Origin of the sequence: Frondihabitans sp. PAMC 28766, from assembly GCF_001577365.1 — a bacterium.
Lineage (GTDB): Bacteria > Actinomycetota > Actinomycetes > Actinomycetales > Microbacteriaceae > Frondihabitans.
The window spans coordinates 885,057-911,216 of sequence record NZ_CP014513.1 but is presented as its reverse complement, the minus strand read 5'-3'; the positions used below and the strand labels follow the sequence as shown (position 1 = coordinate 911,216).

The 26,160-nt window shown below is 69.3% G+C and carries 25 protein-coding genes, 1 tRNA gene and 1 pseudogene; 16 read left to right on the top strand and 11 right to left on the bottom strand.

The features are described from left to right. Window position 1 precedes the first annotated feature (1 nt). Window positions 2-997 (bottom strand): Gfo/Idh/MocA family oxidoreductase, encoded by a 996-nt coding sequence (locus tag AX769_RS04415; protein WP_066276388.1) that lies wholly within the window; start codon window positions 995-997, stop codon window positions 2-4. A 34-nt stretch (window positions 998-1,031) separates the two neighbouring features. Then, window positions 1,032-1,919 (bottom strand): sugar phosphate isomerase/epimerase, encoded by an 888-nt coding sequence (locus tag AX769_RS04410; protein ID WP_066276386.1) that lies wholly within the window; start codon window positions 1,917-1,919, stop codon window positions 1,032-1,034. 92 nt (window positions 1,920-2,011) lie between these two features. On the opposite strand from AX769_RS04410, the gene AX769_RS04405 reads away from it, so the two are divergent. After that, window positions 2,012-2,689, top strand: coding sequence for an SDR family NAD(P)-dependent oxidoreductase (locus tag AX769_RS04405; RefSeq protein WP_066276383.1), 678 nt, complete (start codon window positions 2,012-2,014; stop codon window positions 2,687-2,689). A 199-nt stretch (window positions 2,690-2,888) separates the two neighbouring features. On the opposite strand, the gene AX769_RS04400 is transcribed toward AX769_RS04405, so the two are convergent. Together AX769_RS04400 and AX769_RS04395 are read right to left on the bottom strand one after the other, a co-directional pair. Beyond that, entirely contained in the window at window positions 2,889-3,533 is a 645-nt protein-coding gene (locus AX769_RS04400; RefSeq protein WP_066276380.1) for a ScbR family autoregulator-binding transcription factor, read from the bottom strand. Window positions 3,534-3,545: 12 nt separating this feature from the next. Then, entirely contained in the window at window positions 3,546-4,481 is a 936-nt protein-coding gene (locus AX769_RS04395) for a cytochrome c oxidase assembly protein (protein WP_239451940.1), read from the bottom strand. A 76-nt stretch (window positions 4,482-4,557) separates the two neighbouring features. Between AX769_RS04395 and AX769_RS04390 the strand changes: the two genes are divergently transcribed. The 4 genes from AX769_RS04390 to AX769_RS04375 all read left to right on the top strand — a co-directional run bounded on the left by AX769_RS04390 (window position 4,558) and on the right by AX769_RS04375 (window position 8,290). Continuing rightward, window positions 4,558-5,505, top strand: a complete 948-nt coding sequence (locus AX769_RS04390) for a GlxA family transcriptional regulator (protein WP_066276377.1) — start codon at window positions 4,558-4,560, stop codon at window positions 5,503-5,505. A gap of 95 nt (window positions 5,506-5,600) precedes the next feature. After that, window positions 5,601-6,596, top strand: coding sequence for a type I glyceraldehyde-3-phosphate dehydrogenase (gene gap / locus AX769_RS04385; protein ID WP_066276374.1), 996 nt, complete (start codon window positions 5,601-5,603; stop codon window positions 6,594-6,596). A 10-nt stretch (window positions 6,597-6,606) separates the two neighbouring features. After that, window positions 6,607-7,413, top strand: a complete 807-nt coding sequence (locus AX769_RS04380; RefSeq protein WP_239451939.1) for a class I SAM-dependent methyltransferase — start codon at window positions 6,607-6,609, stop codon at window positions 7,411-7,413. A gap of 82 nt (window positions 7,414-7,495) precedes the next feature. Then, window positions 7,496-8,290 (top strand): serine protease, encoded by a 795-nt coding sequence (locus tag AX769_RS04375; protein WP_066276373.1) that lies wholly within the window; start codon window positions 7,496-7,498, stop codon window positions 8,288-8,290. 30 nt (window positions 8,291-8,320) lie between these two features. Here AX769_RS04375 and AX769_RS04370 read toward each other — a convergent pair whose 3' ends face one another. After that, window positions 8,321-9,223 (bottom strand): proline iminopeptidase-family hydrolase, encoded by a 903-nt coding sequence (locus tag AX769_RS04370; protein ID WP_066276371.1) that lies wholly within the window; start codon window positions 9,221-9,223, stop codon window positions 8,321-8,323. Window positions 9,224-9,359: 136 nt separating this feature from the next. Continuing rightward, window positions 9,360-10,454, bottom strand: coding sequence for a LacI family DNA-binding transcriptional regulator (locus AX769_RS04365; protein WP_066276369.1), 1,095 nt, complete (start codon window positions 10,452-10,454; stop codon window positions 9,360-9,362). 144 nt (window positions 10,455-10,598) lie between these two features. Between AX769_RS04365 and AX769_RS04360 the strand changes: the two genes are divergently transcribed. The 3 genes from AX769_RS04360 to AX769_RS04350 are packed head-to-tail and all read left to right on the top strand — an operon-like array spanning window position 10,599 to window position 13,944. Then, window positions 10,599-11,597: a nucleoside hydrolase gene (locus AX769_RS04360; RefSeq protein WP_082763480.1), complete on the top strand. Its 999-nt coding sequence runs from the start codon at window positions 10,599-10,601 to the stop codon at window positions 11,595-11,597. Next, window positions 11,594-13,009, top strand: a complete 1,416-nt coding sequence (locus tag AX769_RS04355) for an MFS transporter (RefSeq protein WP_066276367.1) — start codon at window positions 11,594-11,596, stop codon at window positions 13,007-13,009. Before AX769_RS04360 ends, AX769_RS04355 begins: the two co-directional genes overlap by 4 nt. Window positions 13,010-13,011: 2 nt before the next feature. Continuing rightward, a complete protein-coding gene (locus AX769_RS04350) occupies window positions 13,012-13,944 on the top strand; it encodes a ribokinase (RefSeq protein WP_066276363.1) in 933 nt (310 codons plus the stop codon). Between the two features lie 117 nt (window positions 13,945-14,061). Here AX769_RS04350 and lipA read toward each other — a convergent pair. The 4 genes and pseudogenes from lipA to AX769_RS04330 form a co-directional block, all read right to left on the bottom strand. Then, window positions 14,062-15,044: pseudogene (lipA, locus tag AX769_RS04345) on the bottom strand (lipoyl synthase). Beyond that, window positions 15,041-15,838, bottom strand: coding sequence for a lipoyl(octanoyl) transferase LipB (gene lipB, locus AX769_RS04340; RefSeq protein WP_239451938.1), 798 nt, complete (start codon window positions 15,836-15,838; stop codon window positions 15,041-15,043). Before lipB ends, lipA begins: the two are co-directional and overlap by 4 nt. 58 nt (window positions 15,839-15,896) lie before the next feature. Continuing rightward, the gene (locus AX769_RS04335) at window positions 15,897-16,490 is read right to left on the bottom strand and encodes a GNAT family N-acetyltransferase (RefSeq protein ID WP_239451937.1); all 594 of its coding nucleotides are present in this window, start codon (window positions 16,488-16,490) and stop codon (window positions 15,897-15,899) included. A gap of 389 nt (window positions 16,491-16,879) precedes the next feature. Continuing rightward, window positions 16,880-17,170: a putative quinol monooxygenase gene (locus AX769_RS04330; RefSeq protein ID WP_066276361.1), complete on the bottom strand. Its 291-nt coding sequence runs from the start codon at window positions 17,168-17,170 to the stop codon at window positions 16,880-16,882. A gap of 108 nt (window positions 17,171-17,278) precedes the next feature. Here AX769_RS04330 and AX769_RS04325 point away from each other — a divergent pair, with 108 nt between their 5' ends. Together AX769_RS04325 and AX769_RS04320 are read left to right on the top strand one after the other, a co-directional pair. Then, window positions 17,279-17,626, top strand: a complete 348-nt coding sequence (locus tag AX769_RS04325) for a DUF4190 domain-containing protein (RefSeq protein WP_066276360.1) — start codon at window positions 17,279-17,281, stop codon at window positions 17,624-17,626. Between the two features lie 316 nt (window positions 17,627-17,942). Next, a complete protein-coding gene (locus tag AX769_RS04320) occupies window positions 17,943-18,248 on the top strand; it encodes a hypothetical protein (RefSeq protein WP_157887448.1) in 306 nt (101 codons plus the stop codon). A gap of 460 nt (window positions 18,249-18,708) precedes the next feature. Here AX769_RS04320 and AX769_RS04315 read toward each other — a convergent pair. After that, window positions 18,709-18,795 (bottom strand) — tRNA-Leu (locus AX769_RS04315). 127 nt (window positions 18,796-18,922) lie between these two features. Here AX769_RS04315 and AX769_RS04310 point away from each other — a divergent pair. From AX769_RS04310 to AX769_RS04285, 6 genes are read left to right on the top strand one after another with little or no spacing between them, the layout of a single operon-like run. Beyond that, window positions 18,923-19,651, top strand: a complete 729-nt coding sequence (locus AX769_RS04310) for a DUF3662 and FHA domain-containing protein (RefSeq protein WP_066283162.1) — start codon at window positions 18,923-18,925, stop codon at window positions 19,649-19,651. Continuing rightward, entirely contained in the window at window positions 19,648-20,187 is a 540-nt protein-coding gene (locus AX769_RS04305) for an FHA domain-containing protein (protein ID WP_066276351.1), read from the top strand. Before AX769_RS04310 ends, AX769_RS04305 begins: the two co-directional genes overlap by 4 nt. A gap of 3 nt (window positions 20,188-20,190) precedes the next feature. Further along, entirely contained in the window at window positions 20,191-21,438 is a 1,248-nt protein-coding gene (locus tag AX769_RS04300; RefSeq protein ID WP_066276348.1) for a PP2C family serine/threonine-protein phosphatase, read from the top strand. Continuing rightward, window positions 21,422-22,849, top strand: coding sequence for an FtsW/RodA/SpoVE family cell cycle protein (locus tag AX769_RS04295; RefSeq protein ID WP_066276344.1), 1,428 nt, complete (start codon window positions 21,422-21,424; stop codon window positions 22,847-22,849). Before AX769_RS04300 ends, AX769_RS04295 begins: the two co-directional genes overlap by 17 nt. After that, window positions 22,849-24,312: a penicillin-binding protein 2 gene (locus AX769_RS04290; RefSeq protein WP_066276342.1), complete on the top strand. Its 1,464-nt coding sequence runs from the start codon at window positions 22,849-22,851 to the stop codon at window positions 24,310-24,312. Before AX769_RS04295 ends, AX769_RS04290 begins: the two co-directional genes overlap by 1 nt. Beyond that, entirely contained in the window at window positions 24,309-26,081 is a 1,773-nt protein-coding gene (locus AX769_RS04285; protein ID WP_066276339.1) for a serine/threonine-protein kinase, read from the top strand. Before AX769_RS04290 ends, AX769_RS04285 begins: the two co-directional genes overlap by 4 nt. The last annotated feature ends 79 nt before the right edge of the window (window positions 26,082-26,160 follow it).

Below are 26,160 nucleotides of genomic sequence, written 5' to 3'. Positions count from 1 at the left end.
GTCAGTAGGTGATCGGCTCGGTCAGCCCGCTCTGCAGCGCGAGCGTCGCCGCCTCGGCGATCGCCTGCGCCGCGAGGCCGTCGCGCAGAGGCGCCGGCACCGGCGTGCCCGCCTCGAGCGCGGCGACGAAAGCCCGGAGGGCTGCCGCATACGTCGGCTGCACGCGCTCGAACCACCCGGCGTGCAGGGGGTCGAGCAGGATGCCATCGCCCCCGTACACGGCGACGTTGCCGCTCCGCTGCCGGCGAGACTCCACGAGCCCCGTCGAGCCCATCACCTCGATGCGCTCGTCGTAGCCGTATCCCGTCCGTCGCACGCTGTCGATCTGCACGAGCGCACCGGAGGGCAGGGTCAGTGTCGCGACCGAGGTGTCGACGTCGCCGAACGAGGCGATCGACGGGTCGACGAGAGCCGACCCCGTGACCGCGACCGACACGGGATCCTGCGCCGTGATCCACCGCAACAGATCGAAGAAGTGCACCGTCTGATCGCGCATCTGACCGCCTGAGACCTTCAGGTACTCGACGGGCGGCAGAGACGGCCCGCGCGAGCTCATCTGCACGAGCTCGACGTCGCCGACCCCGCCGGACGCCACGACGCGCTGGAGAGCGGCGTGGTCGCGGTCGTAGCGCCGGTTGAAGTCGAGGTTGGCGGGCACGCCGCTCTTCTCGACGTACGCGACGACCTCGCGGGCCTCCGCAAGGCTCGGCGCGATGGGCTTCTCGACCATCACGGCGAGGCCGGCGTCGGCGGCAGCGCGGAGGTGCTGGGCGTGGGTGTCGGTCGACGAGCCGATGAAGACCGCGTCGATGGCGGCAGGATCGAAGACCTCCTCCAGCGAGGTCACGGCACGGGCGCCGTGCTTCGACGCGAGCGCCGTCGCGCGCGCGCTGTCGATGTCGTAGACGACGGCGAAGTCGACGTCGGGGTCGGCGGCCAGGTTGGCGGCGTGGACGGTGCCGATGAAGCCGGCGCCGATCAGGGCGAAGCGCTGCATGGGTGTTCCTTACGTAAGCGAAGGTCGGTGGAGGTCAGCCGACCAGCGTCGACATCAGGGTGAACATGGCCGAGGCGACCGCCTGGGGGTCCTGCTCGTTGGCCCTCGACGAGAACATCTCCGAGCACCACCAGCCGTCGTAGCCGGTCGACTTGATGGCGTCGACCCACTGCTGCAGCGGGATCGCGCCGCCGCCGATGACGACGTCGCGGTGGACGTCCTGCTGAGGGGTGTCGTTCTCGCGGTCGAGGTCGAAGCCGTCCGAGATGTGCACGGCCTTGATCAGCTCGACGGGCAGGGCGCGCACCTCGTCGAGGGTGTCGCCGGTCGTCCAGAAGTGCCAGGTGTCGAGGGTGATGCCGACGTTGTCGCGACCAGCCTCCTCGATGATCGCGAGGGCCTGGCGGCAGCGGTTGAGGCGTGCCCAGGCGAGCGGCTCGAGGTACAGCGAGAGGCCGAACTCACCGGCGATGTCGGCCGCGTCTCGCACATTCGCGGCGGTCACGCGGATCGCCTCGGCCTCGTCCAGCCCGAGAGTGGCACGGTACCGCTGGTCGTCGTCGGCCAGACGGCCGGCCTTGAAGTCTTTGACGATCTCCCAGTCGACGGGGCCGGTGCACATCTGCACGATCGGCGACCCGACCACCACGGCGATCTCGCACATGCGGCGCACTTCTGCGAGATAGCCCTCGCGCGCGGCACCCTGGCGCTCGAGATCCAGGATCGCGCCGAGACCGGTGACCTCCAGGCCCTCGAGCAGCGGCGGCAGGCTCTCGACCGCGTAGCCGGCGTCGAGGTAGCGGTAGAGCTTGGGGCTCTGCAGCTCGATGCCACCGAAACCGGCGGCCTTCGCGTACTGGATGTCGGTGACGACGTTGCCGTGGAACGTCGTGGTGACGTTCATGGAGATTTTCGGGGCCATACTTCTCACTTCTTCGTGTGCGGGGTTGGTCCGATTGTATTGACAAACTCTGACGGCCCGCCAGGGGTGGTCGTCGGCGTAGCGTGACATCCATGGATCTTCAGCTCATCGACCGTGTCGTGCTCGTCGTCGGAGGGGCCGGCTACATCGGCTCCGTGGTCTCCGACCGTCTGCGAGAGGAGGGGGCGACCGTCATCTCCGCGTCGCGCAGCGGAAGCGGGGGTGCGACGCTCGACGCGTCGGATCCTGCGTCCGTCGAGTCGGCGATCAAGTCGATCCTCGACGAACACGGCAGGATCGACGGGTTGGTCGTCACCGCCGCCCCCAGCGCCCGCACGCTCGACCCTGTCCTGGCCAACGACCCCGAACAGGTGCTGAACGCGATCGACGGCAAGGCCATCGGCTTCTTGCGCGTCGCCAACGCGGTGCTGCCCGGCATGCGCGGGCGCGGTTTCGGCCGCGTCGTGGTGATCAGCGGGCAGAACGCCTTCATCACCGGCAACACCACGGCGCTCGCCCGAAACGCGACCACGAACGTCATCGCCAAGAGCCTCGCCGACGAGCACGCCGGCAATGGGGTGGCGGTCAACGTCGTGAACCCCGGCGTCGTCACGGACGAGCCGGGCACCGACGTGGGGCTCGGGCGCGGCGGCGAGTCGAGCCCGACGCAGATCGCCGACCTCGTCGCGTTCCTGATCTCGCCTCTGTCAGCACTGTCGGGGGAGTCGATCGCGATCGCGCATCGGATGAAGGGCGTGGCGTCGCTCTAGCCGCGAGACCACACCGCGCGCTTCGGCGAGAGTCGGCGCCCCCGCGGGTGGTTGGCCCGGCGGAGGCGCCGCCGCTGATCCGGTTCCCCGTAGTGGTGCCCTCTTGCGAGATCGACCCTAGGCGACCGCGTGAGCCAAAACAAGCCGGTTCACCCGTTTTCCATGTGGTGCGCGTTCCGGCTCGCCCTCGGCTCGCCCGTCAGCCCGCCTCGGGGCTCGTGACGCGGGCGAGAAGTTCCTCGGTGGCGGCCACCCGTTCGGGCACGATCAGGCCGGGGATCAACAGCGCCCACATGTCGTGCACCCGCTCGACGAGGTCGGTGCGGTCGTGCAGCGAGTCGGAGACGAGCTGCACCCCGGTGTAGGCGGGGATGATGAACGCCGCCGCCGATGCAGGATCCGCGGTGGCCCGGACATCGCCTTCGTCACGGGCGCGAGCGAGGAGCCCCTCGACGGCCTGCATCCAGTCGAGGTAGGGGTCGATCGCCGACAGCTCCGAGGCGGTGCCGTCGGTGGTGAGGCGGATGCCGGCGCTGACGACGATCTCGCTCGTCAATTGCCGAGCGAGCCCGACGCTCCAGCGCAGGAGGCCCTCGAACGCCGAGGCCGACGTCGCGAGCGCCCTCTCGGCGTCCTCGCGCGAGAGGCGGTGCTGCTCGGCGATGACGGCGTTGGCGATCTCCTGCTTCGACTTGAAGTGGAAGTACAGGGCCCCGCGCGTCACCCGCGCTTCGTCGGCGATGAGCTCGAGCGAGGCGTTGGCGTATCCGCGGGCATCGAACACGGCGGCCGCGCCGTCGATGATCGACGCGCGGGTGTCGCGGGCTCGTTGCTGTGTGGCCACGGTTCGACCCGCCTACGTGCCCGGCTGGCGGTGCAGGTGCGCCTGCGTGAGCGCGTCCATCTCCTCGTCGGACAGCTCGTCGATCGCCTGGGCCTCGCCCCGGTCGATCCGGGCCCAGCGCACGAACAGGATGATCAGCACCGGGATGTCGGCGACCTCGGCCAGAAACCACAGGATGTCGCCCGACAGCTGCTGATCTCGCAGGGCACTCGGGAACCACCCCGGCACCGCCCCGGTCACGGTCGGGATCCCGTCGAGCACCACGTTGTGGAGGCGCAGCAGGATGCCGGGCAGCGCGTCGAAGATCAGCGCCCCGAACGAGATGATGAACTCGAACGTGATGGCGACGGCCGTGTGTCGGCGGGTCTCCTCCATGATCGGCGTGACCTGCAGCAGCCCCATCAGCGGGATCAGCACCGTGGCGACGATCTGCGAGATGGGGCTCGTGCGCAGCACCGCGGCGAACGGCGTCACGAACAGCATGAAGATGGCGAGCGTGAACAGCGGCTCGAACACCGCGTTGCCGATGAGGCGCATGAAGCGGGAGTTCAAGAATCGGTCGAGGATCGCGCGACCGGCCCCGTCCAGCGCGACCTCGGCGAGCGCGACCGGCTTGCCGAGCCCGACCAGCCACGGCACACAGAAGAGAAGCAGCGCGACGCGAGTGGTGAACGCCCAGCGCAGCTCGTAGCTGTAGACGCTCAGGATGCCGAACGAGATCACCGCGTACGACCCGAGCCCGAGCACGTAGAACATGAACGTGCGACTGATGGGCCAGCGGTGCCCCTTGCGCCCGGCGGTCGCGACACCCACGCCGTACAACACGGCGGCGGCAGCGAGGAGGATCGCGGCCGGCAGGTCGAAGTGCCAGGTCGTGAAGACGGTGCTGATGGGAGGAATGACGCGCGCCCTTCTCGGTCCGGTGCAACTGGTTCGATCCGCGAACAAAAGCCTAAGCCGCTCGCGCGCCCCTGAACACCATCCGTTCCGACGTCGAGACAGCGCAGGATGGCAGGATCGCGTCATGGACCGCCAACTGCACCGCGTCGCCGTGCTCGTGCTCGACGGGGCGAAGCCGCTCGACGTCGGGATCCCCGCGCAGGTCTTCTCGAATCGGCCGAGCATGCCTTACGAGGTGCACGTCTGTGGCGCTCGCCCCGGGCCGGTGACCGGCGGCGACGGGCTGAGCTACTTCGTCGCCCAGGGCCTGGAGGCCTTCGACGAGGCCGACACGATCTTCGTGCCCGGCTACCGGTCGCCGGCCGACACCGAAGCGCCCGAAGCCGTCATTCGCGCCCTGGAGAGAGCCCACGAGCGGGGTACCCGCATAGCAGCCATCTCGACCGGAGCCTTCGCCCTGGCGCAGGCCGGCCTGCTCGACGGCAGGCGCGCCACGACCCATTGGCACTACACGCGTGTCCTCGCCGAGCGCTACCCCACGGTGCGCGTCGACGAGAACGTGCTGTTCGTCGACGAAGGCGACGTGCTCACGTCGGCCGGCGCCGCCTCGGGCATCGACCTCTGCCTGCACCTCGTGCGTCGCGACTACGGCGTGGCCCTGTCGAACCACGTCGCACGGCGGCTCGTCGCGGCGCCGTATCGCAGCGGCGGACAGGCCCAGTACGTGCCGCGCAGCGTGCCCGAACCGCTCGGCGACCTCTTCGCCTCGACCCGCGAGTGGGCGCTCGAGCGCCTGGCCGACCCGATCACGCTCGACTCGCTGGCCCGCAACGCTCGGGTCTCGCCGCGCACCTTCTCGCGCCGCTTCGTCGACGACACCGGCTACACGCCGATGCAGTGGGTGCTGCGAGCGCGCGTCGACCTCGCCCGCGAGCTGCTCGAGCGCACCGACCTCGGGGTCGAGCAGGTCGCAGCCCGGGTGGGCCTCGGCACGGACGCCAACCTCAGGATCCACTTCCACAGGATCCTGGGCACGTCACCGACCGAGTACCGACGCACGTTCTCTGCCTAGCGACGTTGGCGCGATCCTTGCGCACACTGTCGCTCCGGCCACTTCCGGGGTTTGCGGCGGGTGGCGACGATGGGTGCAACCGAAAGGAAACCACCATGACTCGCATCGCCATCAACGGCTTCGGCCGCATCGGCCGCAACAGCCTCCGCGCCCTCCTCTCTCGCGGCGCCGACCTCGAAGTCGTCGCCGTCAACGACCTCACCGCACCCGAGACGCTCGCCCACCTGCTGCGCTACGACTCGTCGCTCGGCCGCTTCGACGGCACCGTCGAGGTCGACGGCGACGACCTGATCGTGAACGGGCAGCGCATCGCGGTGCTGGCCGAACGGGATCCTGCCGCCCTGCCCTGGGCCGAGCTCGGCGTCGAGCTCGTGCTCGAGTCGACGGGGCGCTTCACCGGCAAGGGTGCCGCTCAGGCGCACATCGACGCGGGTGCCAAGCGGGTGCTCGTGAGCGCGCCCGCCGACGGTGCCGACGTCACCCTGGCCTATGGCGTGAACACCGACGCGTACGACCCGGCGCTCCACACCGTCGTGTCGAACGCGTCGTGCACGACGAACGCCCTGGCGCCGCTCGCCTCGGTGCTCCACGACCTCGCGGGCATCGAGCACGCGTTCATGACGACCGTGCATGCCTACACGCAGGAGCAGAACCTGCAGGACGGCCCGCACCGTGACCTCCGCCGCGCGCGTGCCGCCGGCGTCAACATCGTGCCGACCACGACCGGCGCCGCGAAGGCGATCGGCCTCGTGCTGCCGCAGCTCGACGGCAAGCTGTCGGGCGACTCGATCCGCGTGCCCGTGCCGGTCGGCTCGATCGTCGAGCTCAACGCGACCGTGGCCCGCGACGTGACCCGCGAGCAGGTGCTGGCCGCCTACAGGGCGGCGGCCGACGGAGCGCTGCACGGCATCCTCGACTACTCGGAGGAGCCACTCGTCTCGAGCGACATCACCGGGCAGCCCGCGTCGGCGATCTTCGACTCCGCTCTGACCCGCGTCGACGGCAAGCACGTCAAGGTGGTCGCCTGGTACGACAACGAGTGGGGCTTCTCGAACCGCGTGATCGACACGCTGCAGCTGCTCGCGGCCTAGGCGCCGCCCGATGGATTCGACGACGAAGAGGATGGAAGACCAGATGACTCGAAGCTCGGACGGAAGCGCCGGCGACGCGAACTACGGCACCATCGGCATGAGCTACGCCGACTACCGGCGACCCGAACCGGCTTTTCTCGAGGCGATCGTGCGAACGCTCGGCGACGCGACGACCCTGGTGAACGTCGGGGCGGGGGCCGGGTCGTACGAGCCGACGCACCTCGCCGTGACGGCCGTCGAGCCGAGCGCCACGATGCGACAGCAGCGGCCCGCAGGGTCGGCGCCGGCGATCGACGCGACCGCCGAGCACCTGCCGTTCGCCGACGACGCCTTCGACGCCGCCCTGGCCTCGAACACCGTGCACCAGTGGCCCGATCTCGACGCGGGCCTCCGCGAAGTGCGCCGGGTGACCCGTGGCCCCGTCGTGATCCTGACGTCCGACCCGGCCGAGCTGCACCGGTCGTGGCTGGCCGACTACGCCCCCGAGGTCATCGCCACCGAGGCGTCGCGCTACCCGAGCCTCGACGCCCTCGCCGCAGGTCTCGGAGGCGAGGTCGAGGTCATCACGCTTCCCATCCCGCTGCTGTGCACCGACGGCTTCTCGGAGGCCTACTACGGGCGCCCGGAGGCTCTGCTCGACCCAGGGGCCCGGCGGGCGAACTCCGCCTGGAGCTTCGTGGGGCCCGAGGTCGCCGATCGGTTCGAGCAGGCCCTTCGCGCCGACCTGGACTCGGGCGCGTGGGATGCGGCACACGGGCACCTTCGCTCTCAGCCGCAGTTCGGCGGGTCACTGCGCCTGGTGGTCGGGCGGCCCTGACGACGGCTGCGGGGAATCCGTCCCGGCGCCCGCGTCCACGGGGGGTCTGGCGGAAGGCATCGCGCGGCGGTAGCGTCGTGAAATGCGCCGTGCCCCCGCAGTCATCGTGTCTCTGGTCATCGTGCTCGCAGGCGTCCTCGCGCCCCAGGCCGCTCATGCCGACGACGGCGCCCCGGTCGGGACGCCGACGGCGACCTCGTTCGACGGCACGCCGACGGTGGGCGCGATCTTCCGTGGAGCCCTGACCGACGATCACGGCTGCAGCGGCAGCGTCATCGCGAGCCCCACGCACGATCTGGTGCTGACCGCGGCACACTGCGTCTACGGCGACATCAGCAGCTGGAAGTTCGTGCCCGGATACGACAAGGGCACGACCCCTTACGGTGTGTGGAGCATCCAGTCGGCCTACGTCGACAGGTCGTGGCAGACGAGCGGCAACACGCAGGCCGACTACGCGATCCTGCGCATCGCGCCCCAGACGATCCACGGTCGCACCGAGCGGATCCAGGATGTGACGGGCGGCAACCTGCTGGGCACCGCACCTCGCGCAGGCACCACGATCACCGACCCGGCCTACAACCAGGGCGTCGACGACCAGCCGATCACCTGCACCGCGCCCGTCTACTACACCGACGGCTACCCCGGCTTCAACTGCTCGAACTACCAGGGCGGCGTGAGCGGCTCCCCCTTCCTGGCGAAGGGCCCGCTCGGCTCCACCGCCGTCGTCGGCCTGATCGCCGGCCTCCACCAGGGCGGCTGCTTCGACTACACGTCGTACTCGCCGGCCCTCACCTCGCGCGTCTACGCGACGTACCTGCGTGCCGTGCTGCACGCGAAGCCCGACACGGTGGTGCAGCCGGGCTCGGACGGCTGCTAGCTCTGTCGGAGGCTCCCGCCGTCCAAACGGTCAGGCCTCGTGGCGGGCGAGGAAGTCGGCCACGACGCCGCGAAAGGCCTCGGGCTGCTCGAGGTGCGTGCAGTGGCTGGCGCCCTCGAAGACGCGGCTCTCGACGTCGGCGATGCCGTCGACGAACGGCTGCCAGCTGGTGGCCACCGCCTCGTCGAGCTCGCCCGCGATCACGAGCGTGGGTGCTTCGACGTTGCCGAGACGGTCGACGATCGACCAGTCGCGGAGGGTGCCGATGCACGAGAACTCGTTCGGCCCGTTCATCGTGAAGTAGACCGTCGGGTCGTCGTCGACCTGCGCGAGGGTGTCGACGAGATCCTGCGGCGACGGCAGCACCCGGCAGACGTGGCGGTCGTAGAAGACCTGGGTGGCAGCGACGTACTCGGGGGTGGTCCACGCCTGCGTGGCCTCGCCCTCGGCGAGCGCGTCGCGGACATCGGTCGGCAGGAGGTCGCGCAGCGCTGACGTGCCCTCGGTCCACAGCTCCATCGACGCCGGCGAGTTGCAGATCGACAGCGAGCGCAGGCCCTTCGGCTGGCGGACGGCGATCTCGGCGCCGAGCATGCCGCCCCACGACTGGCCGAGCAGGTGGTACGCCTCGAAGCCGAGGTGCTCGACGACCTGCTCGAACTCGGCGACGAACAGGTCGGGGCTCCAGAACTCCGCCGGCGCGTCGGGCCGGTGGGTGCTGCGGCCGCAGCCGAACTGGTCGTAGTGGACGACCACTCGCCCGGTCTCGTCCGCGAGCGCCGCGATGTTCCTGACGTAGTCGTGGGCCATGCCGGGGCCGCCGTGCAGCACGATCAGCGGCAGGGCCCCCTCGCGCGGCGAGTCGGGCGTGGTCACCTGCAGCCAGGTGGATCCGCCTTCGAAGGGCATGGTGTCCGTGGTGACAGTGGGCATGGGGTGAGCCTGACCGACGAACGGGGCGTTCGCAAGCCGAGGCGGGTGCTTCGAACCACGCGATCCGCTTGGCGCCATCGGATCGCGTGGTGTCGACCGGATCGCGTGGTTCGAAGGCCCGAGCCCGGCAGGCGTGTCAGCGAGCCCGCTGCGTCGATCCGCGGATGACGAGTCGCGCCGCGAGGTCGACCGTGGTCGCCGTCGACCCCGCCACCCCCACCCCCGACGACGCGGGCGCGGGGCCGTCGACGCGGTCGAGCAGGCCCAGCAGGGTCGACGCGGCCGTTCGACCGAGGGCCGCGCCCGGGAGGGCGACGCTGGTGAGGCCCGGCGCCGTCACCGCCGACGACGGGAGGTTGTCGAACCCGGCCACGGCGAGATCCTGCGGCACTCGGAGGTCGCTTTCGCGCGCGAAGGCGAGGGCCCCGTATGCCTGCGTGTCGGTGGCGCAGACGACCGACGTGACCCCGGCCGTCTGCCACTCGGGCCACTCGGTGGCCACAGCGCGGGCCGCCGCCGAGACCTCGACGAGGCTCGACGCCGGGCCGACGACGGCGACCCCTCGGCGCGCGGCTGCCGCCTCGAAGAGCGTGCGGCGCAGGGTGAACGTGTCGGTGCCGGTGCTGCTGTCGAGGTAGGCGACCGTGCGGTGCCCCTCGCCGGCGAGGTGCTCGACGAGCTCGTCGACGGCCGAGCCCAGGTCGTAGTTCACGGTCGGGAGCCCGGCCGAGCGGTCTCCCGGCGCATCCAGGAAGACGGTCACCGTGCCAGCGGGAAGCGCGTCGACGAGCTCGGCCGAAGGCGCGTCGACCAACAGCCCGGCGGGCCGAACAGCCATGAACCGGCGGAGGGCCGCTGTGCTGGGCTGCTCGCCGGTGCTCGACACCGACAGCAGCAGCTGGTAGCGGTCGCCGAGCGTCTCAGCGATGCCGGCGACGACATCGCCGTAATAGGGGTTCGACAGGTCGGGAGCGACCAGGATCACGATGTCGGCACTCCCTTTGGCCAGCGCGCTGGCCGCGTGGTCGACGACGTAGCCGAGCGAATCGATGGCGGCTGTCACGCGCGCCGTGGTGTCGTCCGACACTCGCCCCGTCGTCTTGCCGTTGGCGACGAGCGACACGGTGGCGATCGAGGTGCCGGCGAGGGCGGCCACGTCGGCGGCGGTGGCTCGGGGAGGCCGGCCGGGGCGCGCGCGTCGGGGCGCTCTCTCGACCGCATCCCCTGGCATCCTGCAATCGTACGGTCTTCTCGGCGACGGCGAGGTGCAGGCATCAAGCGCTTGACGTGTTCGGGTCTCCAGGTCCGTCAAGCGCTTGACCTTCTCGCGAAGTCGCGAGCCGGCGCTGGAGACCCCCGACGAAGTGGAGACCACATGACACCGAGCCCGACAACAACACCGAGCCCGACACCGACCCCGCCGGGGACCCCACCCCGCGCGATCGTCCTCGACTGCGACCCCGGCCACGACGACGCCGTCGCCCTGCTGCTCGCCCACGGCGACGCGCGTATCGACCTGCTGGCCGTGACGACCGTGTTCGGCAACCAGACCCTCGAGAAGGTCACCCGCAATGCTCTTTCGGTGGCCAGGATCGCCGGGATCTCGGGCATCCCGTTCGCTGCCGGCGCCGCCCGCCCCCTCGTCCGCGAGGTCGAGCACGCCTCCGACATCCATGGCGAGTCCGGCCTCGACGGCCCGACTCTGCCCGAGCCGACCATCGAGCTCGACGCCCGCCACGCAGTCGACGTGATCATCGACACCGTGATGTCGCGCGAGCCCGGCACCGTGACGCTCGTCGCGACCGGCGCCCTCACGAACCTCGCCCTGGCCGTGCGCCGCGAGCCGGCCCTGATCGAGCGGGTGCAGGAGGTCGTGCTCATGGGCGGCGGCTATCACGTCGGCAACTGGAGCGCCGTCGCCGAGTTCAACATCGCGATCGACCCGGAGGCCGCGCACATCGTCTTCAGCGCGGGTTGGCCGGTCGTCATGGTCGGCCTCGACCTCACCCACCAGGCCCTCGCCACCCCGTCGGTCGCAGCCCGGATCGCCGCCGTCGGCACCGCGCCCGCCCGCTTCGTCGGCGAGCTGCTCGAGTTCTTCGGCACGACCTACAAAGAGGTGCAGGGCTTCGACTCGCCACCCGTCCACGACCCGTGCGCCGTCGCCTACGTCATCGACCCGACGATCGTGCAGACCGTGAAGGTGCCGATCGGCATCGAGCTGACCGGCACGCTCACGCTCGGCATGACGGTGGCAGACTTCCGGGCAGCGGCCCCCGAGAGCTGCACCACCCGGGCCGCCACGACCCTCGACCGCGAGCGCTTCTGGGCCCTCGTCGTCGGCGCCCTCGAGACGATCGGAGAAGGCGAGTGAGCACCGTCACCACCACCGCCCCCAAGGCCGTCCGCCTCGGCGCGCTGACCGCGGCTCTCCTCGCCGCGTGCATCGCCTTCCAGCTGAACGCCAGCATGCTCAGCCCGGTGCTCGTCACCATGGCGACCCAGCTGCACACCGACCAGGCCACCATCGGCCTCTCGCAGACACTGTTCTTCACCGCAGCCGCTCTGTTCTCCCTCTTCCTCCCGCGGCTGAGTGACATCGTCGGCCGCAAGCGCGTGCTGACCTGGATGCTCGTCGTCATGCTGATCGGCAGCGTCGTCGCCGCCCTCGCCGTCAACGTGCCGATGCTCTTCGCCGGCCGGATCATCCAGGGCGTCGCGGGCCCCGTCGTGCCGATCTGCCTGCTCATGCTGCGCAGCGAGGTGAAAGACCCGAAGCGCTACGGCGTCACCATGGGTCTCATCACCGCGGTCAACGGCGGCATCGCGGGCATCGACGCCCTCGCAGGCGGCTGGCTCGCGACGAACTTCGGCTTCCGTTCCGTCTTCTGGGTCATCGCGGCGATCGCCGCTCTCGCTGCGCTGTTCGTGATCTTCTGGGGCGTCGAGTCACGCCCCTCGAACGGCGTGCGGATGGACTGGTGGGGCGTCCTGCCGCTCGTCGTCTCGATCGGCGCCCTGCTCACGGCCATCAACGAGGCCGGCAAGCTCGCCTCCGCCGACTGGGCTCTCGTGATCGGCGGTGTCGTCGTCGCGGTCGTCGGCTTCGTCGTCTTCTGGCGACTCGAGAACAGGATCCGGCAACCGCTGATCCCGACCGCGTATCTGCGCCGCCGCGCATCCTGGGCCCTGCTCGTCACCACGCTTCTCGCGATCACGGGCGTCTTCGCCGTGGTCAACGGCCTGGTGACCTCGCTCGCGCAGAACGCCGACGCCGGCTTCTCGATGAAGCCCGACGTCGCATCGCTGGCCTTCCTCACCCCATACGCCCTCGTCGGCTGGCTCGTCGGGCCGTTCGCCGGCCGGCTCGCCCCGACGCTCGGGTACCGCACAATGTTGCGGATCGGCATCGGCGGCAGCGTCGTCGCGACCCTCATCATGGCCTTCGTCGGCGTGCATTCGCTGCCCGTGCTGATCGCGGCCACCGTGCTGATCGGCATCAGCTACGCCGGCATCGCCAACATCATGCTCAACGGCCTCGGCATCGTCCTCTCGCCCGCCGACAACCCCGGATTCCTGCCCGGGCTGAACGCCGGTGCGTTCAACCTCGGCGCGGGGCTCAGTTTCGCGGTGCTGCCCGTGCTGCAGGTCGTCGGCTCGCCGACCGGCAGCCACTCGACCGTCGGCTACACGACAGGCATGCTGCTCGGCGCGGCCATCACCCTGGGGGCGTTCGCCGTGTCCTTCCTGATCCCCCGCCCCGCCGACGCCGAGACGAAGGAGTGAGCATGGGCGACATCGTGATCGTGGGGTCGCTCAACACCGACCTCGTCGTGCAGACCGAGCGCTTCCCACAGCCGGGCGAGACGCTGCACGGCTCGCCGCTCGTGACCTCACCCGGCGGCAAGAGCTCGAACCAGGCCGCGGCCGCGGCTCGCCTCGGTGGCGCCGTCCGACTCATCGGGGCGGTCGGCGACGACGACAACGGCAGGATGCTGATCGCCGCGGCCCAGAGTGCCGGCGTCGACACCGACGCGGTCGCCCTCCGCCCCGGCACCACGACCGGCACGGCGGTGATCACGGTCGACGCCCGGGGCGAGAACACCATCGTCATCTCCGCCGGTGCCAACGGCACGCTGTCACCGGCCGATGTCGACCAGCACCGCGCGGTGTTCGACGGCGCAGCGGTGCTCGGGCTGTGCCTCGAGGTCGACGTCGAGACCGTGCTGGCGGCCGCGCGAGCGGGCCATGAGGCCGGTCTCGTCGTGCTCACGAACCTCTCGCCGTTCGCCGACGTGCCCGACGAGCTGCTCGAGCTGACCGACATCGTGCTGCTCAACCAGCACGAGGCCGCGCTGGTGCTCGACGGCGGCGACGACAGCGACAGCCACAGCGACGACGACGACATGGACCACGACGCCCTGGCCGCGGCCCTGGCCGCGCGCGGCGTCCACCGCTTCGTGGTCACCCATGGGTCGGCAGGATGCACGGTGTTCGGCGAGCAGGCAGCCCCGGTCACGGTCGCCTCCCCTCGTGTCACGGCGGTCGACACCACCGGCTGCGGCGACGCCTTCATGGGTGCCCTCGCCCTCCGTCTCGCCGAAGGTGACGATCTCGTCGGGGCCGCCCGCTACGCGGTCCGGGTGGCGAGCTTCGCCGCCACCCGCGCCGGGGCGCAGAGCTCGTACCCGACCCCGACCGAGCTGGGCGCCTTCGCCTGACCCCGGGGCCGCTGAACGGCGTACCGCCGCCGGGCCCGCGCCGTCACCGGGCTGCACGCCTTCGCACGACCGCGCCCTGCCGCCGGACCGAGCGCCGTCAGAGCCTCGCGCCCGCGGTCACACCGCCTGCGCGCCCGCCGACGCTTCGGCCAGGTGCCGCAGCCCCTCCGGCACCTGCCTCCCCTGCGCCTCCATCGTGCGCGCCCAGAGCCGGCCGGCCCGGTAGGACGAGCGCACGAGCGGTCCGGCGAGCACGCCGCTGAACCCGAGGTCTTCGGCGATGTCCTTGAAGTCGACGAACTCCTCCGGTTTCACCCAGCGGGCCACGGGCAGGTGCCGCGGGCTCGGCCGGAGGTACTGCGTGAGCGTGATGATGTCGGTGTGAGCCTCGCGCAGCTGCTCGAGGGCGTCGATCACCTCGCCGTATTCCTCGCCCATGCCGAGGATGAGATTCGACTTCGTGACCAACCCTGCGTCGTGGCCCTGGCGCAGCACGTCGAGCGACCGCTCGAACGTGAAGGCGGGGCGGATTCGGCGGAAGATCCTGGGCACCGTCTCGACGTTGTGGGCGAACACCTCGGGCGCCGCCTCGAACACCTTCGCGAGCAACTCGGGGCGCCCCGAGAAGTCGGGCACCAGGATCTCGACACCGGTGCCCGGGTTCAGCTCGTGCACTTTACGGATGGTCTCGGCGTACAGCCAGACGCCCTCGTCGGCCAGGTCGTCGCGGGCGACACCGGTGACGGTCGCGTAGCGCAGCCCCATCGACCGGACCGACTCGGCGACGCTGAGAGGTTCGCGGAGGTCGAGGGGTGACGGCTTGCCGGTGTCGATCTGGCAGAAGTCGCAGCGCCTCGTGCATTGCGAGCCGCCGATCAGGAAGGTCGCCTCGCGGTCTTCCCAGCACTCGTAGATGTTGGGGCAGCCGGCCTCCTGGCAGACGGTGTGCAGCTTCTTGTCGGCCACGAGTGCCGTCAGCGCCTGGAACTCGGGCCCTGATGCGCGACCGTCTTGATCCACGACGGCTTCTTCTCGATCGGCGTCGCGGCGTTGCGGGCTTCGACGCGCAGCAGGCGGCGGCCGTCAGGCGCGGCGCTCACGCCCTGACCGCCGAACGCCCGACAGCGAGCGAGCCGGCGTCGAGCGAACGCGCGTCCAGCGAACGCGCGTCCAGCGAACGCGCGTCCAGCGAACGCGCGTCCAGCGAACGCGCGTCCAGCGACTCGAGGTACGCGACGAGGCGGTCGTCGACGAGGTCGACGACGTCGGCCGGCAGGATGCGACGACCAACGGCCCGCGACAGCGTGGTGACACCGGCGTCGGCGATGCCGCACGCGACGATCGTCGAGTACGGCTCGAGCGAGTTGTCGCAGTTGAGCGAGATCCCGTGCATCGTGACCCCTTGCGCGACCCGGATGCCGATCGCCCCGACCTTCTCGTCGCCGAACACCCCGCGCACCCAGGCGCCGCTGCGCCCTTCGATCCGCTCGGCGGTCACGCCGACCGCGGCGCACACATCGATCACGATCTGCTCGAGGGCCCGCACGTGAGCCACGACGTCGACGGGCTCGGGCAGCCGCACGATGGGATAGGCGACGAGCTGGCCTCGCCCGTGCCAGGTGATCCTGCCGCCCCGGTCGGCCTCGATCACGGGGCTGCCGTCACGGGGCAGATCGGTCGGCTGCGTGCGGGTGCCGGCGGTGTAGACGTCGGCGTGCTGGCACAGAATCAGCGCGTGGTCGAGAGTGCCCGCCACCACCTCGGCGTGGAGGCGGCGCTGGAGGGCGAGCCCCTCGCCATAGTCCAGAAGCGCGGTGTTCGGAAGTGCGGTGTCCGGAAGCGCGGTGTCAAAGAGTACGGCGTCGCCGCCGAGACCGATTCGCATCGTCGTCATGCGGCGAGGATAGCGTTAATGTACTCGGTCTAAAAACTCCTTCGAGCACGCGCAACCGTCAGCGCAACTCGCTCGGAGGCGCGCTGGCCGAGTCGCCCGTCGGCAGCCACAGCTGCATCCACGCGGTCGAGTGCCAGGATCCGAGCTTCCAGCCGATGTCGCGGTAGGTCGCCACGCGCTCGAACCCGAGCGCCTCGTGAAGGCCGACGCTCGCCTCGTTGGGCAGCGTCATGCACGCCATCGCGATGCGGAACCCGCGGTCGACGAGGCGCGGCAACAGCGCCGCGTAGAGCGCCCGCCCGCCCCCTCGGTGCCGCTCGTCGCGGGCGAGGTAGACACTGACCTCGGCCGCCCAGCGATACGCCGCCCGCGTGGCGAATGGGCCGGCGTAGGCGTAGCCGATCACTCGGCGATCCGGTGCCTCGCCGTCTTCGAGCACGAGCCAGGCGTGAGCGGCCTGCGCGTCGGCGATCCTGCGCCGCATCTCGTCGACCGACGGCACCGCCTCTTCAAAGGTGATCGCGGTGTCGTCGATGTAGGGCCGGTAGATCTCGCGGCAGCGCTCGGCGTCGTCGGGCGTGGCATCTCGGATGGACGCCCTGAGGTGGCGGCTCGCCGCGCTGTCCCGAATCCATGCCAAAAAGTCTGGCACGGTCGATCGGTGAAGATCTCTCGCATCACCGCCACCGTCTCGGCCGTCGCGGCCATGCTGCTGGTGAGCGTATGCACGGCTTCCCCGACCGGCGCCACAACATCGGCGTCATCATCCTGAAGACGGATGTCCCCCGGGCAACTTCCTGGGGTACATTGCTTGCGGGGATCACCTCCACCTGGTCGGGCTTGACCCGCGGCTCTGCAAACGGGGCGCGGACGATCACCCTTCCGGCCGACAGGCCTGCTGGCGCAAGGACGCGCGAGCAGGCCTGTTTCCGTTCTGGGCGCGCCCCAGAGCGGCTTCGCACTACGCGATCCCTTTCACGCCATCGGATCCCGTGGCTCCAAGGGGATCGCGTGGTTCGTCGCGAGAGGTCCGCGCCTCCCCTACAGAGCGAGGGTGTGCGAGAAGATCCGCTTGAGGCGTGCCTCGGAGATGTCGCCGAGTCTCGACGCGCCCTCCGGCGTCTGACGCCAGGCGTTGTACGCGGCGTGGTGCTCTGTCGTCTCCCAGATCTCGACGACCACGAGCTTCTGTTCGTCGTCGTCGTCGAGCAGCACCTCGAGACTCTCGTTGCCGTCGAACGCCGCCGTCTGAGCCAGAGTCTCGCGCAGGATCTCTTCGGCGCCGCTGGTGCGTTCTTTGAGGGTGATTTCGAGCAGAACTGTCATCGACATACCGCGAAGATACTCCGCGCGCAGCACCGTCCACCTCACGATTCACCCGCCCCTCGCCTGCTCCCCGTGATTAGAGTGACCGGCATCACCCGAAACGAAGGAACTGTCATGGTCGACACCCCTACCCATGCCGCACCGCCCACCTACCAGGGCAGCAACTACCAACCTCGTCAGGGAACGTCGGGCATGGCCATCGCCGGCTTCGTCCTGGCGTTCTTCGGCGTCCTCGACATCGTCGGCCTGATCCTCTCGATCATCGCCTTCCGTGCCGCCAAACGCGAGAACCGCCCGCGTGGATTGGCGCTGGCCGGGATCATCATCGCTGCTGTGACCATCGTCCTCGCCATCGTCGGCGGCATCGTCGCCGGCGTCGCGCTCGGCCACGTCGCATCAGAATGCAAGCAGCTCGGCCCCGGCACGCACCACGTCAACGGGGTCACGTACACCTGCTCGTGACCGCGCGATCAGCTGACGTGGCTGACGTTCTCGAATAGTGCGGCCCCCGACAGGCACCTCGGTAGACGGTGCCGCGGCCGCCTCGACAGGGGTCGAATATGCTTCGTGCATGCCATTCAGGTTCGGGCGCAAGCCGACGGAATCGAACAGCAGCGGGGCGGCCCCAGCCGGTCTCGTTCGACCCGGCCCGCGGGATCGCGACCGTCGCGGCGGCGGCGGCCAGTTTACTGACGAGGGCTGACGGCCTGTCGAGGCCGAGTCGGTCGAGAAATCGGCTTGGGGAGACTTCTGGGCGGTGCTCGCCGAGGCGGAGAAGATGCTGATTCGAGCGACCGAACTCAGCCCAGACGATCCCTACCCGTGGTCCCAGCTCATCTGGACCGGAACGGGCCTCGAGGTGTCGAAGGGCGACATCCTCGAGCGGTTCACGTCGATGCAGGAGCGAGACCCGAGCTACATCTACGGCTGGCTTGCGGTCGTCCCGTCACTGGCGAAGAAATGGGGCGGAAGCCACGAACTGATGTTCGCCGTCGCCCCGCACGGCGACCGTGAGCTCCCCGCCGGAAGCGTCGGCCGGGTCGGCATCGTGTGCGCGCACGAAGAGCGTCGCCTGTGTCTCTAAGGCTGGGAAGATGACGCTACCGCAGCGGCGAACTACTTCACGCGGCCCGAAGTCGTGGCCGAGATCTCGGCCGCGGCATCCAACAGCGTGCTCTCTGACCAGCACGAGCCCGGCGTTGCAACCCGGTCGGCGCAAAGCTGGTTCTCGTACGGTCTCACCCGAGTCGGCGAAAGCGCTGTCGGCGAGCGGATTCGCGCTGCCGACCTCTTTTTTCCAGTTGGGCGAGGACGGAATCCCCGCCGACCCCTGACGGACTGTCTACGGCTCGCGGGCCGGCACGCACTACGCGAGGATCCGCAACCTCTGCTATCGCGAGGCCCTCGCGAGCGACTCGCGGTCCTAGCCCTTATGCGCCCGAGCGGAAGCGTGGCGCGAAGCGCACGCGCCGAGAGGCGCCAGACCAGCACCCGGCAATGGAAAAGCCCCATCTCGACGAGATGGGGCAAGGAGTTTCCATTGCTGGTGCGCGAGGGGGGAGTTGAACCCCCACGCCCTTTCGGGCACACGGACCTGAACCGTGCGCGTCTGCCTATTCCGCCACTCGCGCCAGCGCTGGCCCCGAAGGACCAACCTGAAAACGATAGCATGCAGCCGCTCCCCGATTTGCACCGGCTAGTCTCGGGGGATCTCTGTGAGCGCCCACCGGCGTGCACACCACCGACCAGGAGAACCCGATGGGGCTACTCGACAACTTCGAACAGCGTCTCGAGCGCGTCGTCAACGGCGCCTTCTCGAAGACGTTCCGTTCGGGTGTCCAGCCGCTCGAGATCACGGCGGCGCTGAGGCACGAGCTCGACATCAAGGCGGCGGTGGTGTCGCGCGAGCGCATCCTGGTGCCCAACGAGTTCCGTGTCCTGCTCTCGAAGACCGACTACGACAAGATGCACGCCATGGGCGGCGCACTCATCGACGAGCTGGTGCAACTGGTCAAGAATCACGCCGCGGCGCAGAGCTACTCGTTCGCCGGCCCCGTGCGGGTCGCGCTCGAAGACAACTCCGAGCTCAGCGTCGGGATCATCAGGATCGAGTCGGCGAACGTCCGTGAAGAAGATGTGACGTGGACACCGGTCATCGAGATCGACGGCCGGCAGCATCGCATTAAGAGAGGTCGCACGATCGTCGGCCGCGGCAGCGAGGCCGACATCACGGTCAACGACACGGGCACGAGCCGCAAACACGTCGAGATCCTGTGGGACGGCGAGCGCGCGCAGGCCACCGACCTCGGTTCGACGAACGGCTCGAAGCTCGACGGCGAGCCTCTGACGAAGGCCGTGCTGCAGCCCGGTTCGGTCGTTCAGATCGGGCGGACGCGTATCGTGTTCCGAGTGCTTCCCGTCTCCTCCGCTTCTCCGCGCCCCGGCGACCCCCGCCGTGAGGGCGATGACGGGGGGTCGACGCGGTGACCAGTGAGCTGACTCTTCTCGTGCTGCGGTTGGCGTTCATCGTCGTCCTGTGGCTGTTCATCTTCTTCATCGTCTACGCGCTGCGCAGCGACCTCTTTGGCCAGCGAGCCAAGCGATTGCCGTCCGATCAGCAGCCGACATCGACACCACCCGGCGGCCAGGCCGCCCAGAACCAGGCCGCCGCGCCATCCCGACAGGCAGCGGCACCGCGCACCCCGCCGCCGTCCGCCCCGAGCGCCGGCGACACCGCCAGCCGCCTGCTCATCACCAAGGGCGCGAAGTCAGGCCTCGAGATGCCCCTCGGCGACGGGCCGCTGACCATCGGCCGCTCGAACGAGAGCAACCTGATCATCCGCGACGACTACACGTCGACGCATCACGCCCGCCTCATGCTCTGGAACGGCCGCTGGGTCGTCCAAGACCTCGACTCGACCAACGGCACCTTCGTCGACGGCGAGAAGGTCACCGTTCCCACGCCCGTCCCGCTGAACACCACGGTCACCATCGGCACGACCAGCTTCGAGTTGCGGCGGTAGCGCGTGAGCGCAGCGATCAAGAGCGCCGCACTGTCCAACGTCGGGAAGATCCGGGCGAACAACCAAGACAGCGGCTACGCGGGCAACAGCCTCTTCGTGGTGGCCGACGGCATGGGCGGCCACGCGGGCGGCGACGTCGCCTCCGCGATCGCGATCCGCAGGATCCGAGAGACCGACAAGTCGTACGCCTCGCCCGGCGATGCCGAATTCGCGTTGCAGTCGTCTCTGATCGCCGCGAACCAGCTCTTGGCCGAGACCGTGTTCGAGCACCAGGAGCTCACCGGGATGGGCACGACCGTCAGCGCGATGATGCGCGTCGGCGACAGCATCGCGATCGCGCACATCGGCGACTCGCGCATCTACCTCTTCCGCGACGGCGAGCTCAGCCAGATCACCGCCGACCACACCTTCGTGCAGCGCCTCGTCGACTCCGGCCGCATCACGCCCGAAGAGGCCGCGGTGCACCCGCGGCGCTCGGTGCTGATGCGGGTGCTCGGCGACGTCGACGCCGCCCCCGAGATCGACACCGCGATCATCGGCACCCAGCCCGGCGACCGGTGGCTGATCTGCTCGGACGGCCTGTCGAGCTACCTCGCCGAAGACCGCATCCGCAAGGCGCTCGCGAGCGGTCTGGATCCTGACGCCGTCTGCCGCCGCCTGATCAAAGAGACCCTCGATCACGGCGCCCCCGACAACGTCACCTGCGTCGTGGTCGACGTCGACGACGACGAGACCAGTGCCGCCGAGGTGCCGACCACGGTCGGCTCGGCCGCCGCCCCCCTCACCTTCGAGGGCGAGCAGGGCCGACGCCCGCTGCGCCTGCCGACGCTGCTGCTGCACCCGCTCAAGGTCGCGACCACCCCCGAAGACAGTCACTTCGAGCCGGAGTCGGACGAATACCTCGCCGAGTTGATCGCCGAAGACCGCCGCCGTGCGCACCGACGCCGGGTCACCTGGCTTGTGGCGCTCATCATCGCGGTGCTGCTCGTCGTCACGGGCATTTTCTTCTCGTACCGCTGGACGCAAGACCACTACTACGTCGGCGATCGCGACGGCACCGTCGTGATCTACAAGGGTGTGCAGCAGTCGCTCGGGCCGATCGCCCTGTCGAGCGTCTACGAGACCACCACCGTCAAGCTGTCCGACCTGTCGAACTACAACCGGCAGAACGTCGACGACACCATCAACGCGGCGAGCCTCCGAGACGCTCGCGCCATCGTCGAGAGGCTTGCCGATGCCAGCAAGCAGTGACGCCACCCAGGCGATCGGCACGCCGTCGAACCCCGCCTTCGCGGCCGCGCCCATGACCGAGAAGATCCGCATCCGGCTGCGTCAGCCGGCCCGCCTCCGCAACATCGAGCTCGCCCTTCTGTTCGTGGCCTGCGGCATCTGCGCCGGCGCGATGATCCTGGTGCAGCTCGGCGCGCTCGGCAAGATCGAGCCGGGCATCCTCTACGAGGGCATCACGATCCTGGTGCTCGCGCTGATCCTCCACTTCGTGCTGCGCATCGTCGCCCGCGAGGCCGACCCGTTCGTGCTGCCCATCGGCCTCACGCTGAACGGCCTCGGCATCGCCGAGATCTACCGCATCGACATCCCGAGCTGGACGACGAAATTCCCGACGCACGCGGGCGAGCGCCAGATCTACTGGACGATCGCCGCCTTGATCCTGGCGATCGTCGTGCTGATCGGCATCCGCAACTACCGCGTGCTGGCGCGCTACCGCTACATCGCGATGTTCGCGTCGATCGTGCTCCTTCTTCTCCCACTCGTCCCGGGCCTGCGTCTCACCGGGCTCAACGCCTACGTGTGGATCCACGTCGGCCCGCTGTCGTTCCAGCCGGGTGAGATCGCCAAGATCACGCTCGCGATCTTCTTCGCCGGCTATCTCGTGCAGGCCCGCGATTCGCTTTCGCTGATGGGGCCGAAGATCCTGGGCATGCGCTTCCCTCGGCCACGCGACCTCGGGCCGATCCTGGTCATCTGGGGTGTCGCGATGGTGGTGCTCGTCTTCGAGCGCGACCTCGGCACGTCGCTGCTCTACTTCGGGCTGTTCCTGGTGATGATCTACGTCGCCACCGGGAAGGCCAGCTGGGTGATCATCGGGCTGGTGCTCTTCGTCGGCGGCGCGATCGTCGCGGCCCTGTCGCTGTCCTATGTGCACGGCCGGTTCCAGGCCTGGCTCGACCCCTTCCAGTCGAGCGTCTACAACGCCTCCGGCGGTAGCTATCAGCTCGTAACCGGTCTGTTCGGTTTCGCCAACGGCGGCTTGATCGGCACCGGGCTCGGCCAGGGGTCGCCGCAGACGACGCCGCTCGGCCAGAGCGACTACATCATCGCGTCGCTCGGCGAAGAGCTGGGGCTCGTCGGCCTCGTCGCGATCCTGGGGCTCTACCTGCTGCTGGTGTCGCGAGGCTTCAGGATCGCCTTCGTGGGCCAGGACGACTTCGGCAAGCTCCTCGCTGTCGGGCTCTCGTTCGCGATCGCGCTCCAGGTCTTCGTGGTGATGGGCGGCGTCACGCGCGTGATCCCCCTCACCGGTCTGACGATGCCCTTCCTCGCGGCGGGCGGCTCCTCTCTCTTGTCGAACTGGATCATCGTCGCCCTCATCCTCCGGCTCTCCGATGGCATTAGAAACCAACCGAGGACGGTGGTCGGCTGATGAACAAGCAGCTGAAGCGCGTCAGCGTCGTGGTGCTGGCCATGTTCGTGGCCCTGCTGGTCTCGACGACGTACATCACCGGCGTCCAGGCGGACTCCCTCCGCGCCGATCCACGCAACTCGCGGGCGATCCTCCAGAGCTACTCGGCTCAGCGCGGCGCCATCGTCGTCGGCGGGAAGGCCGTGGCCGAATCGGTGCCCTCGAAAGACCAGTACAAGTTCTTGCGCACCTACACAGACGGGGCGCTCTATGCCCCCATCACGGGCTATTACACGCTCGGCGAGGGCGCGACCGGTATCGAGAACGCGCTCAACAAGCAGCTCTCGGGCAAGTCGAACGAGCAGTTCTTCGATCAGATCAACTCGCTGCTCACCGGCAAGGACCCGGAGGGGGCCTCCGTCAACACGACCATCGACCCCGCCGTGCAGAAGGTCGCCTACGACGCCCTCGGCAACAACACCGGAGCCGTCGTCGCCATCGAACCCTCGACCGGCAAGATCCTGGCAATGGTCTCGAAGGGCTCGTACGACCCCAACCAGCTCGCCAGCCACGATCGCGCCAGCGTGCTCAAGAGCTACGACACCCTGCTGCACGACTCGTCGCAGCCGCTGATCAACCGTGCCATCGCCGGCGACCTGTACTTCCCCGGGTCGACGTTCAAGCTCGTCGTCGCTTCGGCTGCCTTCGAATCGGGCAAGTACACCAAAGACTCGAAGCTGCCCAACCCGGCGACGTTCACCCTGACGGGCACCAGCACCAAGATCAACAACGCCGAGGGCGGCGCGTGCGGCGGCGGCTCGACCGTCACGATCGAGACCGCCCTGGTCGACTCGTGCAACATCCCCTTCGCCGAGCTCGGCGAGAAGCTCGGCTACGACGCGATCAACGTCCAGGCCAAGAAGTACGGCTTCGACTCGGCCGTCTCCATCCCCCAGACGGCGACCCCGAGCGTCTTCCCGGCGACAGGCGGCGACGACGCCACCCTCGAGCTGCAGTCGTTCGGCCAGGGCAGTGTGCGCGAGACGCCGCTGCAGGTGGCCATGACCACCGCGACGATCGCCAACGGAGGCAAAGAGATGAGCCCGACCTTGATCGACACCATCCAGAATCCCGACCTCTCGTACCTCGAGAAGTTCAAGGCGAAGTCGCTCGGCTCGCCCATCAGCGAGAGCACGGCCTCGACGCTCACCACGTTGATGACCGAGGTCGTCGCGAAGGGCACCGGAACCAATGCGAGAATTAGCGGTGTCGACGTCGCCGGCAAGACCGGCACGGCGCAGACCGGCGAGAGTGCATCCGATCCCTACACCCTCTGGTTCACCGGGTTCGCCCCGGCTGCGAACCCCAAGGTGGCTGTCGCGGTCGTCGTGGGCAACGGCGGAGGTCAGGGGCAGTCGCTCGTCGGCAACACGGCAGCGGCACCAATAGCAAAGCAAGTCATGGAGGCGGTGCTGAACAAATGAGGCCATTCAGCGGGCTCACCTTCGGTGGTCGATACGAACTCTCGTCGCGCGTCGCGATCGGCGGCATGGGCGAGGTCTGGCAGGCGACAGACCTGGTCATCGGCCGAACCGTCGCGATCAAGATCCTGAAAGACGAATACCTGGGCGACCCGGGCTTCTTGGAGCGTTTCCGCGCCGAGGCCCGTCACGCAGCCCTCGTCAACCACGAAGGCATCGCCAACGTGTTCGACTACGGCGAAGAAGAGGGCAGCGCCTTCCTCGTGATGGAGCTCGTGCCCGGCGAGGCGCTCTCCACCATCCTCGAGCGCGATCGCGTGCTGCCCACCGACAAGGTGCTCGACATCGTCGCGCAGACGGCGTCGGCCCTCCAGGCCGCGCACGCCGCCGGCCTCGTGCACCGCGACATCAAGCCAGGCAACCTGCTGATCACGCCCGACGGCCGCGTCAAGATCACCGACTTCGGCATCGCCAGGATCGCCGACCAGGTTCCGCTCACGGCCACGGGCCAGGTCATGGGCACCGTGCAGTACCTCTCGCCCGAGCAAGCATCCGGGCATCCTGCCTCGCCGTCGACCGACATCTACTCGCTCGGCATCGTCGCCTACGAGGCCCTCGCCGGCCGCCGGCCGTTCACGGGCGAGTCGCAGGTCGCGATCGCGATGGCGCAGATCAACGAGACGCCGCCCGACCTGCCCTCGACGATCCCCGAGCCCGTTCGCAAGCTCGTCTACTCGTGCATCGCCAAGAAGCCCGCCGAGCGCCCCGCGTCGGCGGCTGCCCTCGCTCAGGCCGCGCGCGCTCTGCGCCGTGGCGACGTGGCTGCCGCGACCGCAGCCGTGCCGTTCATCGGCGTCGGCGGTGACGGCGACGCAGCCACGCAGGTCTACCCGGCGCAGGATTCGACGACTCGTCTCATGCCCGCACCCGGCGCAGCCCCCACGGCCGCCACCCTCGGGCTCGGCGCTGCCACGTCGCAGCTGCCGGCGACGACCGGGGTCGACGAGGACGAGCCGACCAAGAAGAAGCGCAGCCCCTGGTTCTGGCCGATCATCGTGCTGATCGCCATCGTGGTCGTCGGCGGCATCATCGCGGCGATCGCCTATGCGAACCACGGCACGTCGACGCCGGCCGCCACGAAGACGGCCTCGGCGCCCAAGACACCGAAGCCCTCGGTCACGCCCTCGGAGACCCCGACGGCGGAGGCGGCCATCAATCCCTCCGACTACGAGGGCAAGACGTACGCCGTGGCGAGCGCCGCACTCCAGCAGCTGGGCTACGGCACTCAGATGGGCTCGAACCCGAAGACCGCGCCCACGCCGGCTCAGGTGGGCCTCGTGTACGACGTCGACCCGCAGGGAAACGTCGCAACGGGCACGCTGATCAACCTCTACGTCTACGTCGCTGCGCCGACGGCGGCGACGCCGGGCAAGCCGAGCATCTCGCCGACGACGATTCCCGCCGACGGCACGACGACCGCAACCGTCACGCTCCCGGCGTACACGTGCCCCGTGGGCTACTCCGAGACGGCGATCACCTACACGATCACCGGCGGCACCGACACGTCCGGCAAGACGACGAACTCGATCGGCGTCAACGCGACGACCGTCGATGTCCAGTCGTCAAGCCCGGGCCAAGTCACGTTCAAGTACACGGTGAGCTGCGGCAGCTCGGTCACGTCGCCCGATTCGCCCCTCGTGTCGATCCCGGTCACCGCCGTGTCCACACCAGTACCGACACCGACGGACACCGGGCAGCCCGGCACTCCGTAGTCACAGGCGCTTCTCGGTCTCTGGGCTGAGGCCGCGCAGGTCTCGCCCCGGTACACTGGGGGCCGGGACAGAGGGTTTG